The organism is Microvirga sp. KLBC 81 (assembly GCF_003075415.1).
In the GTDB taxonomy this organism is placed as follows: domain Bacteria; phylum Pseudomonadota; class Alphaproteobacteria; order Rhizobiales; family Beijerinckiaceae; genus Microvirga.
The window spans coordinates 1-14,429 of record NZ_QDAH01000105.1 but is presented as its reverse complement, the minus strand read 5'-3'; the positions used below and the strand labels follow the sequence as shown (position 1 = coordinate 14,429).

The 14,429-nt window shown below is 57.6% G+C and carries 14 protein-coding genes and 2 pseudogenes; 3 read left to right on the top strand and 13 right to left on the bottom strand.

Translation table 11 applies throughout. The annotated features are described in order from the left end of the window. Positions 1–157: 157 nt before the first annotated feature. The 13 genes and pseudogenes from DC522_RS29700 to DC522_RS29645 form a co-directional block, all read right to left on the bottom strand. On the bottom strand, positions 158–1,111 hold the full coding sequence (locus tag DC522_RS29700) for a GDP-L-fucose synthase (protein WP_116532099.1): 954 nt from the start codon (positions 1,109–1,111) through the stop codon (positions 158–160). Positions 1,112–1,159: 48 nt separating this feature from the next. After that, positions 1,160–2,149, bottom strand: a complete 990-nt coding sequence (locus tag DC522_RS29695) for a nodulation protein NodZ (protein WP_305777716.1) — start codon at positions 2,147–2,149, stop codon at positions 1,160–1,162. Between the two features lie 437 nt (positions 2,150–2,586). Then, the gene (locus DC522_RS29690; protein ID WP_116532098.1) at positions 2,587–4,632 is read right to left on the bottom strand and encodes a carbamoyltransferase; all 2,046 of its coding nucleotides are present in this window, start codon (positions 4,630–4,632) and stop codon (positions 2,587–2,589) included. A gap of 171 nt (positions 4,633–4,803) precedes the next feature. After that, entirely contained in the window at positions 4,804–4,980 is a 177-nt protein-coding gene (locus DC522_RS35155; protein ID WP_165820375.1) for a hypothetical protein, read from the bottom strand. 35 nt (positions 4,981–5,015) lie between these two features. Continuing rightward, the gene (locus DC522_RS29685) at positions 5,016–5,804 is read right to left on the bottom strand and encodes an ABC transporter permease (RefSeq protein WP_116532097.1); all 789 of its coding nucleotides are present in this window, start codon (positions 5,802–5,804) and stop codon (positions 5,016–5,018) included. 3 nt (positions 5,805–5,807) lie between these two features. Beyond that, entirely contained in the window at positions 5,808–6,722 is a 915-nt protein-coding gene (nodI, locus tag DC522_RS29680) for a nodulation factor ABC transporter ATP-binding protein NodI (protein WP_116532096.1), read from the bottom strand. A 4-nt stretch (positions 6,723–6,726) separates the two neighbouring features. Continuing rightward, positions 6,727–8,439, bottom strand: a complete 1,713-nt coding sequence (nodU, locus tag DC522_RS29675; RefSeq protein WP_116532095.1) for a nodulation protein NodU — start codon at positions 8,437–8,439, stop codon at positions 6,727–6,729. Positions 8,440–8,469: 30 nt separating this feature from the next. Continuing rightward, positions 8,470–9,081 carry a nodulation methyltransferase NodS gene (gene nodS / locus DC522_RS29670; protein ID WP_245444686.1) on the bottom strand — a complete coding sequence of 204 codons (612 nt, stop codon included), beginning with the start codon at positions 9,079–9,081 and terminating at the stop codon, positions 8,470–8,472. A gap of 26 nt (positions 9,082–9,107) precedes the next feature. Then, positions 9,108–10,463, bottom strand: a complete 1,356-nt coding sequence (gene nodC / locus DC522_RS29665; protein ID WP_116532093.1) for a chitooligosaccharide synthase NodC — start codon at positions 10,461–10,463, stop codon at positions 9,108–9,110. Positions 10,464–10,478: 15 nt separating this feature from the next. Beyond that, positions 10,479–11,138 (bottom strand): chitooligosaccharide deacetylase NodB, encoded by a 660-nt coding sequence (gene nodB / locus DC522_RS29660; protein WP_116532092.1) that lies wholly within the window; start codon positions 11,136–11,138, stop codon positions 10,479–10,481. After that, complete coding sequence (locus tag DC522_RS29655) at positions 11,135–11,764, bottom strand: NodA family N-acyltransferase (RefSeq protein WP_116532091.1); 630 nt, start codon at positions 11,762–11,764, stop codon at positions 11,135–11,137. Before DC522_RS29655 ends, nodB begins: the two co-directional genes overlap by 4 nt. Then, the gene (locus DC522_RS37615; RefSeq protein WP_371680844.1) at positions 11,761–12,156 is read right to left on the bottom strand and encodes a response regulator; all 396 of its coding nucleotides are present in this window, start codon (positions 12,154–12,156) and stop codon (positions 11,761–11,763) included. The genes DC522_RS29655 and DC522_RS37615 overlap by 4 nt, the downstream gene beginning before the upstream one ends. 788 nt (positions 12,157–12,944) lie before the next feature. Continuing rightward, a pseudogene (locus DC522_RS29645) lies at positions 12,945–13,241 on the bottom strand (transposase); the annotation flags it as partial. 89 nt (positions 13,242–13,330) lie between these two features. On the opposite strand from DC522_RS29645, the gene DC522_RS35150 reads away from it, so the two are divergent. The 3 genes and pseudogenes from DC522_RS35150 to DC522_RS36520 all read left to right on the top strand — a co-directional run. Continuing rightward, positions 13,331–13,744 (top strand): hypothetical protein, encoded by a 414-nt coding sequence (locus DC522_RS35150; protein ID WP_165820373.1) that lies wholly within the window; start codon positions 13,331–13,333, stop codon positions 13,742–13,744. Beyond that, positions 13,745–13,966, top strand: a complete 222-nt coding sequence (locus tag DC522_RS29635) for a hypothetical protein (protein WP_116532088.1) — start codon at positions 13,745–13,747, stop codon at positions 13,964–13,966. 131 nt (positions 13,967–14,097) lie between these two features. Continuing rightward, positions 14,098–14,346: pseudogene (locus DC522_RS36520) on the top strand (IS21 family transposase); the annotation flags it as partial. Positions 14,347–14,429: the final 83 nt, after the last annotated feature.

Below are 14,429 nucleotides of genomic sequence, written 5' to 3'. Positions count from 1 at the left end.
GACGCGGCAAGTTGGGCCCCTTGCCCTTGTTAGTGATTTTCCGATCAACAGTAACTACACCGTGCCGGACCTCACATGTCGCGTATTAGTACGAATTTCGCCACTGAGAACAAACACCGCGTGAGCTAACTTTATTTTATGAGTCCTCGTCGGAGCTTTACCCGATACGGAGCGCCCGTTCATTGTTGAGAAACCAAGTATAGGTTTGCTGAAGCCCTTCACGAAAATTGACCTTCGGCTGCCAGCCGAGCGTGCGCAGGCGACTGATATCGGTAACCTTGCGGGGCGTACCGTCCGGCTTTGACCTATCGGTGTCAAATCGACCTTCGTACCCAACCACCTCAGCAATGATCTCGGCCAGTTCAAGGATACTGATATCGGTTCCGGTGCCCACGTTGACATGCAGGCGATCAGAGTAGTTTTCCATTAGAAAAACCGCTGCGTCCGCAAGATCGTCCACGTGTAGAAACTCACGTCGTGGCTGGCCCGTACCCCAAATCGTTACGGCCGGGGCCCCCGCGATCTTGGCCTCGTGAATGCGGCGCATCAATGCTGGCAAGACATGTCCATTCGCGAGATCGAAATTATCGTTGGGGCCATATAGATTGGTCGGCATGGCCGAAATGAAGTCATGCCCGTGCTGGACGCGATATGCCTCTGCAAGCTTGAGACCAGCGATCTTGGCAACGGCATACCACTCATTGGTAGGCTCTAACGCTCCTGTAAGGAGCGCGTCCTCCCTAATAGGCTGCTCCGCAAACTTAGGATAGATACAGGTCGAACCAAGAAATAGCAGCTTCTCGACGTTGACCTTATGGGCAGCATGAATAATGTTTGTTTCGATTACTAAGTTGTCGTAGATGAAGTCGGCTGGATATGTTGCATTAGCCCAGATTCCGCCGACCTTTGCGGCGGCCAGGACCACAGCTTGTGGACGTTTCCACCCCATCCAATCCTCAACCTCCCTCTGGCGGCGCAAATCGACCTCGGCTCGATCTACTGTGAGAATTTCTACATCTCTCCCCGCCAAGGCTCCCACTACGGCAGAGCCCACCATTCCGCGATGGCCGGCGACCCAGACGCGCTTGCCCGCTAGCCGAAAATTCGGCATCCATCTTCCCTCCACGCAATTAGGGCTCTGTTGCATGAGTTATAACTTTCATATAGTTTGAGAATTCTCGGGCGGTTCTGCAATCAAGATCAACCGGCTCGGATCATTCAAATCGAACTCAATGATGCGTGGCACGGAGAGGCAGGCGTAGCGCGTGAAAGCGCTAGTCGGCGGAAAACGGATCACGGTATCGCATCGCCCAAGGAGATACATCTCGACGAGAGCAGAAAAACCGCCGTCAACCCCGAGTTCTGCATTATGTAATGGCCCTGCCTGATGCGCTTGGAAGCGTTTTGGGACAGTGAAAAGGTCGGGATGCAGTTCCGATAGCTGATCAAGCACTAACACGCTGTCCGTGCACAAAAACACCTTCACAGGCCTTGGATGGGGCAGCGCTTTGGCCTTGTAAATGGCAGTGCATACCTGCCGTAAAGCGAGCTCCGGATCAGCCCAGTAGGGCGCGTGCCCCATAATATCCTCGCCGTTGCCGTGCCGAACGTGAACCCCGACTACGCTGTGCCCGATAAAATGCTCCCGATAAATGGTGTCAATACGGGCTTGAACTTCAGATCGTGGTTTGACACTCCGAAAAATCTGTCGCTCGGCATCCTGATCGCAACACCACATCAAACAAGCGTCGCAGACCACGGTGTTAGCTTCACTATCATCCTGCGTTTGAAAAAGCCGGCTCAGCTCATCTCGTTCTCGGAAGATTTGCTCATCAGGGCGATAAACGCAGTCGATGGAGGGCTTATTCCACCATGGCGGGAAAAAAGGGCCCGGGAATGAGAACTGATTAATCTGATCATCGCAAATAACCGGTACGCCAGCAATGTCTTGAATTGGCTCGAAGAACACCGGAAAGGCGTTCGTAAAAGGTTGGTCCAGATAACAGGAGCCGCGCCAATCGATGGCTAGCGCCCGCCCCGTCCGCTGCGCGTAACGCCAAGCTGCCGCCAGCGACCACAGGCAATCACCGAAACCAGTACGCCGTCGAGAAACAACGAACCGATCCTTCATTGAGCCACTAACAAGCATTTGCTTCGCCTCGTTTTGGAATACCGCATCAAGCAGGAGGTTACGGAATCTCTACGTAGCCCTGACCAATGCTATCATCAGCGATCGTGGTGCTGGCCAGTTGGACTGGTAGACCCTTCGTACCCCCGCACCGGAGGCGATTGGCCCCCAACGGCTCCCACCCCTGCACTGCCGCGTCGAAATGTTGCGGTCGTCGCACTTAATTCCAGGCGCGTGGCAATCCGCTCTATTGCATCAGTTCCTCGAAAGGCTCTGCTATCTGTACCAAGCTGAATAGAAATTCCGGTGCATCGACGGCTTGTCATGTGGACCTGCGCCTGCTTTGTTGCGGCGCTCTGAACTACAACCATAAGCTCAGCCCCCGGATACATCTCCGCCAGGGGCCAGCTTCTCCGCATACTTGGAGAAATGGATACTACCATAATCACAACTGCCTCTTACGCTTCGCCCAATATTTGATCGCTGTCTTGCTGCATGCGAGCAGCATATGTGGGATGTAGCCGAACAAGGCGCTGCTCCCACAATCCTCGCAGCTCCTTGACGAGAGCTTCACGCCTGGCCTGATCAAACGTAATTGCATCGAGGAGATCTCCGAGCACGGCCTCGCCAGCAATCCGCATGAGCAGATCGAACAAATCACGTGAAATGCGCGCACTGCCACGGCTGGAGTGGCCAGAACGAATCTCGCACACCGTCTCGTGGCGATCCCCTGCCGTGCAAGCGCGGACTTGATAGACGGACGCATAACGCGGCAGTGAAACCGCGAGGGAAGTCCAGTGCTCCAGCGTTACGGCTCGCTTTTTGACGAGGAATGGCCCGACCACAAGTCCATCCAGCTCTGTCGTCAGAAACGTGGCAATCGCGTCCGCAACCGACTGGACGATCGGCTCGGCGTTGTTGTTAAAAGACGTATTAAGCAAAATCGGGATGCCCGTTCGCTTCTTGAACGCATCAATAACTTCCCAGTACGACGGATTTGTTTTGCGAGATACCGTTTGCAGCCTCGCTGTACCGTCAACGTGGGTGATGGCGCCGAGCAGGCTGCGCTTGGAGTCGCGCACGCGAACTACAAAGTTCATAAAGGGAAATTCGCCCGTTCCGGCCGGGAGGTCGAAAAATTCGCGCGCATCCTCCTCTAACACCGACGGTGCGAAGGGTCGATAGCCCTCGCGCTTTTTGACCATCGCGTTAATCCGGTCCTTATTTGCGGCCGGCCTAGGGTCGGCAAGAATACTGCGGTTACCGAGCGCACGTGGCCCGAACTCCGAACGCCCCTGCACCCAGCCGATCACAGCGCCATTAGAAATCCACTCGGCTGCTCTGCCTGCCACGTCATCGCTGCGTTCAACGGCGAGGTGTCCGGCCCATGCATTCAGTTCCTGCTCTATGGCGCAGTCAGTCCCGAGATCAGGCCCCCAATAGACTTCCTGCAGTCGCTCACGCGGCGCGGGCCGGCCCAGATCGCTAGACATCATTAGTGCAGCCCCTAAAGCGCAACCAGCATCGTGCGCCGCGGGTTGCACAAAGATATCTTCGAAAAGCCCTGAATACAGCAGCTTGCCGGTCATGGTGCAGTTGTGGGCTACCCCTCCAGCCAGGCACAGGCGCTTCATTCCTGTGGCCTCGCGATAGTGCCGGAGAACGTGAATTACAATCCGCTCCAGCGCCTCCTGCAATGAAGCACTGACATCTCGATGCTGCTGCGTAAACGGCATTCCCTTTCGCCTGACCTGGATGCTGCGGAGCAACGCCGGACCAATGCGGTCAAGGTAGACGCGGTAACCACCGTTGTCTGAGAGTTCGTAGAACTGCTCGAAGAGCTCGCGATAGGGAGCGGGATCCCCGTAAGGTGCAAGACCCATGACCTTGTATTCATCGAATAAGCCGTAACCGAGATATCGGATCGTCTCAAGGTAAAACCGCCCAAGCGAATTATTCTCTGGGATAGTCGCGAGTTGCGTTATTTCGGTACCGGATCCTACCGCCACGAGACCCGAGAGGAAGTCGCCACTGCCATCGAGAGCGAGGATCAGGCTTTGCTCGAATCCCGACATTGAGAACGCGCTAACGGCATGCGCGAGATGGTGACTTACGAATGAGATGCGCGACGGATCGACCTCGGTACCAAACTCCTGCGCTAGTAACCTATGCATAGCAAGTTTCGCATCCAACGGCATGGAAAAGTTGGGCTCGGGAACGAACAAGCGTTCGAGCATCGCATTGCAATACGCCTCGGTAGCGTAGAACGCGATGCGGTCGATGTCGCTGAGCTGAATCCCTGCGGATGCAAGGCAGTATCGAATCGAACGGCTCGGGAACTTATTAGAGTGTTTGATCCGATTGAAGCGCTCTTCTTCGACGGCCGCTATTACCCGGCCGTCCCGGACAAGCACCGCAGCACCATCGTGTAAAAATGTGCTCGGTAGCGCAGGTGAATTTTCATGGATTCTGTCTAGCCCGCCGCTCAGTCCTAAACACAGCATGTCACTCTCCATTCATCGTAACAGGAAGGCCAATTTGGTGTGAGCCAAGACCGCGCCACCAAAGGACGGTACACTGTCGCTCGCTGCTGCGAAGGCCGGTGAGACATCACCAACCTCAAAGAACCTCGCGTAACGCCCGTCCGCGAAGTGAAGCCACAACTCCTGGAACTGTTAGAGGCGCTGGATGCAGTGGCGAGAAGCAGCCGCGTTCAGCACATCGGGCTCTCCACCGAAGAACCCTGGGGTTGCGCGCGCTTTGGCTTCGGTGTCCTGATCTCTACGGCTCTTAGTACTCAAGCCGAGCACACTCATCTTCAAGCCGCTGCGGCTCAGTTCGCGATACTCCATCGTGCATCTCCATCTCATGCTCCTTGTAAGTAGCGTCAACGCATCAGGCGTCTACGAAACAACGCCGCTGACAAGAAGAACGGCGATATCGCATATATGCAAAGCGCAGTAATATGTACCCCGACGCTGTCGGCCGGGCGGCCAAGCATTGCCGGACGAATGAGGTCGACCGAATGTGTCAGCGGCAGGAAGGCCGCTACCTGCTGAAAAGCGCCAGGCAGTTGGCTGACCGGAAAGACCGCGCCGCCCAGATATAGCATAGGCGTGACGATGAGCGTCTGGTAAAACACGAAATAGTGGTAACTTGGCGCAAGTGCAGTGACGACCATCGCCAGGCTCGCGAAGGCGAGGCCAGTGAGAGCGATGACAGGCAGTGCATAGAGGACAGATGCCCACGCCGCATAGCCTAGCATGGCGGCAATAATCGCAATTGCCGTCCCGGCCAGAATGGACTTAGTGGCCGCCCACGCCAATTCACCGAGAATGATGTCGCCGAGGGTGAGCTGCGTGCACAGCATCGCTTCCCAGGTGCGTAGAGCGTGCATGCGAGCGAATGTTGCATAGATCGTTTCAAAGGTCGCGGAGATCATCGCGCTTGTTGCGACCATGCCGGCTGCCAGAAACGCGATATAGGAGGTGCCGTCAACACCACCGACCATCACGCCTAGGCCAAAGCCGAGGCCGAACAGAGAGCTCATGGGCTCGGCGAGGTTCCCGAGAATCGATGCTAGTGCGAGCTTCCGCCACACCAAATAGTTGCGGCGCCATACCGCGACCCAGTTCCACACGTTGGCAGGCAGAGCGGCCACATAACGTTCCCACATCGTTCAGTCCTTCATCTCGCGCCCGGTCAGCCGCAAGAAGACGTCTTCAAGATTTGGGGGACGTTGCAGCAGGCGTAGACCCGTGCGTCCGCGCAGCTGCACGAGCACCTGCTCGGGATCGGGCGCATAGCAAAAGAGCGTTTCGCCACTCACCTCGATGCGCTGCGCGTATGGCCGGATCAGCGCACTCAGCTCATGCGGATTGCCGCCGTAGACTTCGATCACCTGGCACCCGATCTGCTCGTCGATCAGTGCCCGAGGGCAGCCTTCAGCGATCTTGCGTCCTGCCTCGATCACACACAGCCGGTCACACAGCCGCTCAGCCTCTTCCATGAAGTGAGTGGTTAAAATTATCGTCTTGCCGCGCGCCAACAGCGAGCGCAGGCGCTCCCATATTAGATGGCGCGCGTGCGGATCGAGGCCGGTGGTCGGCTCGTCCATTACCAACAGCTGCGGGTCGTTGATCAGTGCACGCGCGAGCGTTAGGCGCCGCTTCATTCCGCCGGATAATTCGGCGACCCGCGCATCCGCCTTGTTCTCAAGACGGGCAAATTGGAGCAGCGACGGGATGACGGCTTCGACCTCGCGCGTGCTCATGCTGAAGTAGCGCCCGAACGCCAACAGGTTCTCGCGTACGGTGAGCTCGAGGTCAAGGTTGTCGAACTGCGGGACCACGCCGATGCGCGCGCGTGCCAAGCGAGCGCGTGCCGGCACTGGCACACCGAGCACTGTGATCTTGCCCGCGTCAGGCGGTGTCATGCCGAGGACCATACGCGTGATCGTGCTTTTGCCCGCGCCGTTCGGCCCCAGCAGGCCGAAGCACTCTCCCGGCCCGACAGTAAACGACAATCCACCGACAATGATCCTATCTTTGTATGACTTCGTTACGCCGGCAAAGTCAATGTGTATCCTGGACATGCGCTCATCTCTGCGGGAAGAACGCCGAGGACCAACGGTCACTCAGTCGCACGCGCTTGGTCAACAGCAGTCCGTCGCACCATATGTGTTCAACCCGCCCCCACTCGCAGGCTGCAGCGGTATCAGGGAAGAACCCCCGTCCATGGTGGTTGGCACTCGTGTTGCAAAGAAGCGGAATGCCGGTGAGTTTTTCATACTCAACGAGAAGCTCGGCGACTTTGTGTTGAGAGGTTCTAGGAATGGTCTGCAATCGTGCAGATCCGTCGAGGTGTACTACAGCGGGAATCTTGTCCCGCCATTCTGCCCGTGTCTGGTGATCGAAAAGCATGTAAGGATCCGGCGTTCCGGGGCTGAATATGTCCGGCGCACGATCCTCCAGGCATATCGGCGCCACTGGCCGGAAGTGTTCACGAAGCTTGATGTCGTTCAGATAATCCTTCATTCCGGCCGATGTTGCGGCTGCAAGAATGCTTCTGCCACCCAATGCTCGTGGTCCGAGTTCGGCGTGGCCGGCGAGGAAAACCACGGGCTTGTTGCTCGCGAGGATGGTAGCAAGTTCACGCATACTGCACGGCGCTGCCTCCCATTCGGGCGGCACATCGCTGCGTAGCAGGGCCGTGCCGCTGTAGACCGACCATTCCAGCGGCATGAAGCCTTTCTCCGCCACCAGTGCGGAACAAGCGGCGCCAATTGCTGAGCCGCTGTCATTCGGAAAGGGCGGCACCCAGACAGCATCGAACAGGCCGGAAGCACGTAGTGCACTGTTCCATTTGATGTTGAGACCGCAGCCCCCGCCTATACATAAATTGCGCGGCCCCGCACAATGCGAATGTCGTTGCAAAGCAATAGCCATTCCCCGGACGAGCAGACGCTCGAGGAAAACATGAAACGATGCAAGTACATCTTCGGGGCGTTTGGCTTTTAGTCCGAGCGCACTGGCATGGAAGAAATCATGCACAGCGGCAAGCGCGGACTCTTCGCTGCTAATGTTCGCGCGGTAACGACGGGCTGACTCAGTGTCGGCTGCAAAGTGCTCCTGATAAAGCTCATGAAACAGCGTTACAATGTCCTCATCAACCGACCCGAGCGCGATATAAGCCATTAGCTTGCCGGCAACGCCTAGGTCCCAGCTGGTCCGGTTCGCCTGCCTATAAGGTCCGAAGTGATGGCCCGCTACAGCATAGGCATGACCTATCATCGGAAACAGGCATTCGATGAACCGGACGCCCGTGGATTCTACATAGTAGAGACGTGGAAAGATGCAGCCATCCCATACCAAGCAGAACGCGGGTTGTCCGGCCTTGGCAAATGGGCTGGTGCAGTACGCGGAGGCCACATGGCCGGTGACGTGCGGATAGCTTCTATAAGGAAAGAGCCTTCCGTCGAGCATGAGGCCGAAGCCGCAGTCCGAAGTCAGAGGGCACTCAGCATGCCGTTCAACATACGGCGCTCCTTTGAGAGTGATAGGCGCGGCCCCACTGAGAACCTGGAATTGCGACTCGACCTCCCCGTCCCAGCCGTCGATGACGAACTGATCAACATCCCGCGGATCCAGACCGTGCTCCGCCAAAGCGACGACAACGGCGTCAAGATTGTCGATGGCTTGATACCGCGGATTATTGTTAAGTTTCTCCTGCTCGACGCAAAAAACCAGCCGGCCATCCTCGATAAGAGCGACCGCCCCGTCATGTGTCAGCTTGATACCGCAGATGCGCATAGTGGCTCCATGTCACGGTTGTCAGTTGGACTAAACCAAGGATCGACTCGGGTTCCGAAAGCAGACGAGCAAGCAGTCCTCGTCGACCGTCTCTCCCCGGCACTGCACGCGCTCAACCTCGACCAATGTTTCGGTCAAGATGACAATGCCCGTCTCAGCACCAGCTGCATGCCCCCACCGCCTACAAACGCTATCACGCGCGGATCCGAAAATCAGGTGGCCACCTGGCGCAAGCAGCCGCATCACGTTGCGGATGGCCGCACGCATCTCCGCCACGTCGTCCAGGTAATAGAGAACTTCCGCCACCACGATCAGGTCAAAGAGCTCGTCAGATGAGAAAAGTTGAATGTCGGAAACGATCCAGTTGATGTGCGGCGGTTCCTTCATTCGTCCGCGGGTTCGGGCAATTGCTCGCGGCATGACATCGATCACGGTGAGCTGACGACAGTAGGGTGCAAGTCTTTCCGTGAATGCGCCGGTCGCGCACCCGACCTCAAGAGCATTTGTAATCAGTCCTTGAGAGACCGACAGCCGGAGCAGTTGCGCGTGACGCTCGCGCTCAAACGGATTACCGTCGAGCCGCCACGGATCGTCTGCGGCCAGTTCCCGCTCTAATAGCTGATGTTGCTTGCCCTGAACCACGGCTGTCCTCCTATAAACATGCAAGATTACTCGCCGCTGCAAACGCTGTCAGACGTCACCAGTCCCGACGACCCGTGGGAAAGATTCGCCCCACGAATTGACTCAGCAATCGCCGGACCTGCTGTAGCGTTTGGTTCAGCCATTAGGCTTCGGATGATGACCTGCTGTTCATTTCCGCTTGGTAGGCTGGTCGCCTTGCGCGACAGCCAATCGCTATTGCTCAATGTAGCCAACGCATAGGCTTTAAGGGGGAGCAAGAGGAAGATGTTGATGAGTGTGTGCAGAGCAAAGCCGAGAAATCGAAGTTGGCGAGCACGAAGTGCCGCCACGCTGCAGCGAACGATAGTCATCAAGGCGATCACCAATGCTGTCCACCACGGCACTGTGGCGGTGAGCGCGAGCTGCGCGAGCGCCGTTAGCGATGACAGGGCGAGAAGTAGCGGGCCGAGGTTCTGCCCAATTACATCTAGTGTGAGATACCGATTAAGCGTCGGCAGCAGACGCAGAGCAAGCAGCGTGTCGCGAAAGGTGCTCCGTGCCCAGCGGAGTTGTTGGCGCAAATACGGCCCTAGCTTATCCGGAACAACTGTTGCTGCAATTGCGTCAGAAACGTACTCCGTTCGAAACCCTGCTTTCAACATGAGGATCGTGAGATGGCGATCCTCGCCGAAGTCGCTTGGCTTCCCGCGAAACAACTGCGTCTCGTACTCGTCTAGCAGCGAAAGAAGCGCGGCCCGACGGTACATAGCACATGGACCGCAGCAGCACATAACGGCACCGAAGCGAGCCTGTGCCGCGCGCTCCTCGTTGCAAGCCAACCAGTACTCCATATCTATCAGTCGGGTTAGCCAAGTGTCGCTCCGGTTGCTAGCCGCCAACTGGCCCATGGTCGCGCCGACCACTGGATTTTGCATCCTAAGTGTAAGCTTCATGATGACGTCGGGGGCGAGTCTCGTGTCCGAGTCGACGTTGATCACCAAATCTCCAGATGAGCGGCGTATCGCGGCGATTTGCGCCTTGCGCTTTCCAACATTCTTGCGGAGCAGAACGAAGTTGAATCTCGGATCACGCGCGTAGGTTTCGTGTACAGGTATGACGGCGTCACGATTTGCAGAGCCGTCATCAACCACATAGACCCTTAGCTTTCCAGCGTATTCTTGGTTTGCAATGGAGGCTAGGCACTCGGAGAGCGTGCGCGGGTCCTCGTTGAAGCAGGGGACAATGACATCCACGCTTGGCAGAAGCTCGGGTCTGGCCAACTCCTGGGACGCGGATGAAACGTCGGCTGAGCGAGCATAAACGGCCTGCGCGCCTTTATAAGCCGTCGAGAGCAGCGCATAAAGCGAGATGGTGACAACGCTAGTTGTGTCAAGCAGGTCCATGGGATATCGCTTTGTTCAGTACTGTTGAGGAAGCGGGCGGATTACAAATCCGCGCTCGTGCAATGCTGGAATGAGACGGGACAGTGCCATGACGGTCTGGTCGCGCAAGCCGGCGTGAGTACTTTGTCCCAACTCGTCGGGAGGGCACCCGTCGTGCAGAAGTACAATTGCGCCCGGCCGGACGGACGCGAGCACTGCATCGACAATCGCGTTGATGCCTGGGCGAGACCAATCTCGCGGGTCTACCGACCAGTGGAGGGGCGCCATTCCAGCGCTCGCTGACGTAGTGAGCACTTCTTCGGTCCAGACGCCGTATGGCGCGCGCATGTGCCGTATCGGGGCCTGCGGGCATGCCATCCTAATAGTCCTGTTCGCCTCAAGTAGTTCATGGTGTACTTCGCCAGGTCCGCATTTGGACAAGTCCCGGTGATTCATAGTGTGGTTTGCGACCTCGTGCCCTTCTGCAATCATGCGCTGGACGAGTTGTGGCTGGTCTGCCGCGTACGCGCCGATGACGCAGAAAGTTGCCGGCACCCGGTGTTCTGCCAAAACATTGAGGACCTCGGTTGTGCACAGTGGATCAGGGCCGTCGTCAAACGTCAAATAAACGCTGCGACCGGCGGTGCTGTCATCGCACTCGCTGCCCACTCCGGATAAGCATTCGATACGCGTCATAATTCTGGTCCGTTCCGATCAATGATCGTACCTGTCGGCCAATCGCCGATCGAGCGTCCAATCGGTAGAACCACGACGAGTACGTCCTCGACGCGCGTGGGCTGCAAGTTTAAATACACATCTGGATGGGTAGACCGCACGCGAACCCCCGACACAATGGTCGCCAGACCGTGCCGGCCCAGCCTTGCAACATGCTTCTGCAGCGCGTGCCGAACCGTGCCGAAGCCGAATGGGACGCCCAGATCCTGCAGAACTGGATGCATGGCGCGGATTGCATGGCTGAGTCCGAGCCCTTCAAGATCTGGACGGACGGCGTACAATCCTAGTTCAGCCACTAGCAGATCGGCCGCGCCAACCTTGATGAAGCGGCGCAGAAAGCCCATATGAGCCGCTACACCACTCGAGTCGTAGCCGATCGCGCGGAGCTCGGGCCTCGCGCCAGCCCAGCTCCGATTGCCTTCGAAGGGTTTTGCATTAAAGGCCCCAGTCGGTCCGTAGGTCTTTCGAAAGAACTCGGATAGTTCGATGTGATCGGAGAGTTGCAGCTCGTTTTCCCAGGCCAGCCTCCACCGCACCTGAAAGCGCCGGGAGAGAACTCCCGTGGTGTTGGGTAAGGCAATATTCATGTGCGCCTCTCCCGCGCGGTCTGGCATATCGGACTGGAGTTGATGCACGGTGGCAACTCGCTATCACTGAATGGCTTGCTCAGGTAATAGAACACACCGGTTCGCAGCACCCTCGCCCGCTGGTCGTCGCCCGATTGGCTCGTGACCAATATAGTGGGAATAGCCTTTCTGGATGTAACCAGATGCTCGCACGGGTCAATCCCTGTCACGCGGGGAAACTGCATGTCCGGAATCAAGCGGGACGTACTCCGAACGCGGCTGGGTTTCAAGAACTTCTCTGCTCTCTGGCGCAGTTCTGGGATGAAGCCCGCCGAAATGAGCATGTCCGTCATCGGTTCGCGGACTATTTGATTGTCATACACGATGGAGATTACATCGGGTGCATGAAGCATCCGTACCAGATTCATCAACGGCTTCCCTTGCATCTTCTGCACGATTTCACTGCGATGGACATGGGGTCCATTTGGCCTGGGGACGGAAGCATTTGGCATCTGCAATCAGCAACACCCCATTCTTCGCAAAGCTAAAGCGAGATCGAGGGCTGGCTCAATTGTGCGGAGGTAAGTGGCTGATATAAGATGGTTTGGGAAAGCTATACGAAGGTTTGTAGCTAGCAATCGCCTCCGCGACGTGGAGGGCGCTTGTCGTGTCGAGCGGGCGCGATGCATTTTGCGCACTCCGGAGAACGTGGCTGCAATGGACATGCGCTTCGGTTGATGCTCGGCGTATAGCTGAGAATTCTTCCCGAGGGGAAGGGTTAAGATCGATAGCCATTCTAGTATGCCCGAGTTCTATGTCTCTAAACTGACTTTTGCTACTGGCCGTTCGGTAGAATTGTAAAATCCATTGTTTTGATGGAAGCAATCCACGCTGTGAATGAAGTTATGCGCACTATCCAAATCCTGCCGCCAGCCATCTGGTACTCAGAGATAAGTCACGCTCCAAAGAAAATCGTTTGGGTGCACTCAAAATCGGTATTCCGATTGCTTAGGCAACGTCGGCTTAATACTTCTACTTGCTTTTGCCGGCGTTTAGGTTCGGAGCGGGCCGCGCGCTTTCAATAGCGTAGACCCGCCGGAGAATAGCTGAGAGTCCGAAAAACGGCCTTTACTCGATCGTGGCCCCTGGCGTTGTGTAACTAGCGGCGTATCACCGCGATTACCGGCCGGAGCCGGGATGATCAGGTTGCCACGGTGGGCAAGCTGACCCGGAGATCATCTCTGATCGGGGCCATCGTTTCCAGGGTCATGTAGCGGGCGCGTTGAACCGCCCATTCATCGTTCTGCTCCAGCAGGATCGCGCCCACCAAGGGCGTGATCGCTGCCGCGTTCGGGAAGACGCCCACCACGTCCGTGCACCGTCTGATCTCGCCATTGAGCCGCTCAAGCGGATTGGTCGAGTGCAGTCTGGTCCAGTGCTGAGCCGGAAAGTTCATGCAGGCCTGTACATCCGTTTCGACTTCATCCATCAGGGCAGAATGATCTTCCCTCGCTTTGGGCTCTCTTTCGCACTTTGCGTGGATTACGCTGCCCGGAGCACTCTCCGGCGCAGGAGATCGAAGTTGGCTTGTCCGTACACCGAGCGCTTGAGGAGTTTGAGACGCGTGATCGGACCCTCGGCTTGCCCACTGCTCCACGGCCGTGTCAGGGCTGCGCGGACCGCAGCCCCGTCCTGCTCCAGACCGGCGGCAAAGGTTTCGACAGCCCCGATGCCCGATCAGCGAGCTTCAGCAATCCATGCTGTCAGAGCCGTGATGGAGGCCTGCGCACTGTTTCGCATCTGACGTTCACGACAACAGTGACGAACCAGCGTGTAGAACCGTTGCGCCAGATTGGTCAGGAGCGCAGCCTCGCGATCCTGCCGTTCGGGCCAGGACGGCAGCCACAGTCGCATCAAGAGGTGCTGGAGGGCGCACAAGAAGCCATGCAAGCGGCTTGGGCGAAGGAAGCGCGGCGTCCGGTGCGGCACGGGTCGGGCTAGTTGAACGCCATTTCTGGGTTGTTGTCGTTGCGGGAGCCGTTCGGCCAGCCAACGATAGACCTGCTTGGGGGAGCCGGCAAAGCCGAGATCCCGCAGTTCACGCCAGAGGGCGGCGGCGTTCTCGTGTCCCGTGGCAAGGCGCGCATTGAGGTCAGAGAGATTCGGATCGAGGATATTCGGTGCGTATTTCGCGGGACGGTGAGCACGGAATTCACCGCATAGTGAGCACGGATTTCAGAGCATCGTGAGCAGCCGTTTCAGGCGATTGTGAGCGCCGTTGACGCGCGCCAGACGCTTCGGCCGACAATCCCAGCGGGCTACGGGAGCCCTCGTTCAACCAGCGAGAGGACCCGATGCGAACCCAGAGATTGTCCATGCGCCGCATCCGAGACGTTCTTTGCTTGAGACGTGCCCAGGGTCTGAGCGAGCGACTGATCGCCCGCACGCTGGGGGTCAGCAATGGCGTCGTTCCTAGCTATCTCTGCCGCTCCCGCCTCGCTGGGCTGGCCTAGCCGATACCGGAGGAGCTCGACGAGGCTCTCGAACGGCTCCTGTTCCCACCGCCAGCCCCGGCCGCTTGCGCACTGAGCCGGGGCGAGCCGATGATATCGAGATGGACCGCATCCGGCCGACCGCGGCTAGCACTTGCAATGAAGTCATGCAGACGCTGCCGTTCGCCACCGCG

What these genes read in the sequence shown, in the direction of transcription:
- nodI (WP_116532096.1), bottom strand. Translation starts at nt 6,722, where the DNA reads ATGTCCAGGATACACATTGACTTTGCCGGCGTAACGAAGTCATACAAA.
- nodU (WP_116532095.1), bottom strand. Translation starts at nt 8,439, where the DNA reads ATGCGCATCTGCGGTATCAAGCTGACACATGACGGGGCGGTCGCTCTT.
- DC522_RS29690 (WP_116532098.1), bottom strand. Translation starts at nt 4,632, where the DNA reads ATGCTGTGTTTAGGACTGAGCGGCGGGCTAGACAGAATCCATGAAAAT.
- DC522_RS37615 (WP_371680844.1), bottom strand. Translation starts at nt 12,156, where the DNA reads ATGCTTCATGCACCCGATGTAATCTCCATCGTGTATGACAATCAAATA.
- DC522_RS35155 (WP_165820375.1), bottom strand. Translation starts at nt 4,980, where the DNA reads ATGGAGTATCGCGAACTGAGCCGCAGCGGCTTGAAGATGAGTGTGCTC.
- DC522_RS29685 (WP_116532097.1), bottom strand. Translation starts at nt 5,804, where the DNA reads ATGTGGGAACGTTATGTGGCCGCTCTGCCTGCCAACGTGTGGAACTGG.
- DC522_RS29655 (WP_116532091.1), bottom strand. Translation starts at nt 11,764, where the DNA reads ATGAATATTGCCTTACCCAACACCACGGGAGTTCTCTCCCGGCGCTTT.
- nodC (WP_116532093.1), bottom strand. Translation starts at nt 10,463, where the DNA reads ATGGACCTGCTTGACACAACTAGCGTTGTCACCATCTCGCTTTATGCG.
- DC522_RS29695 (WP_305777716.1), bottom strand. Translation starts at nt 2,149, where the DNA reads ATGCTTGTTAGTGGCTCAATGAAGGATCGGTTCGTTGTTTCTCGACGG.
- DC522_RS29700 (WP_116532099.1), bottom strand. Translation starts at nt 1,111, where the DNA reads ATGCCGAATTTTCGGCTAGCGGGCAAGCGCGTCTGGGTCGCCGGCCAT.
- nodB (WP_116532092.1), bottom strand. Translation starts at nt 11,138, where the DNA reads ATGACGCGTATCGAATGCTTATCCGGAGTGGGCAGCGAGTGCGATGAC.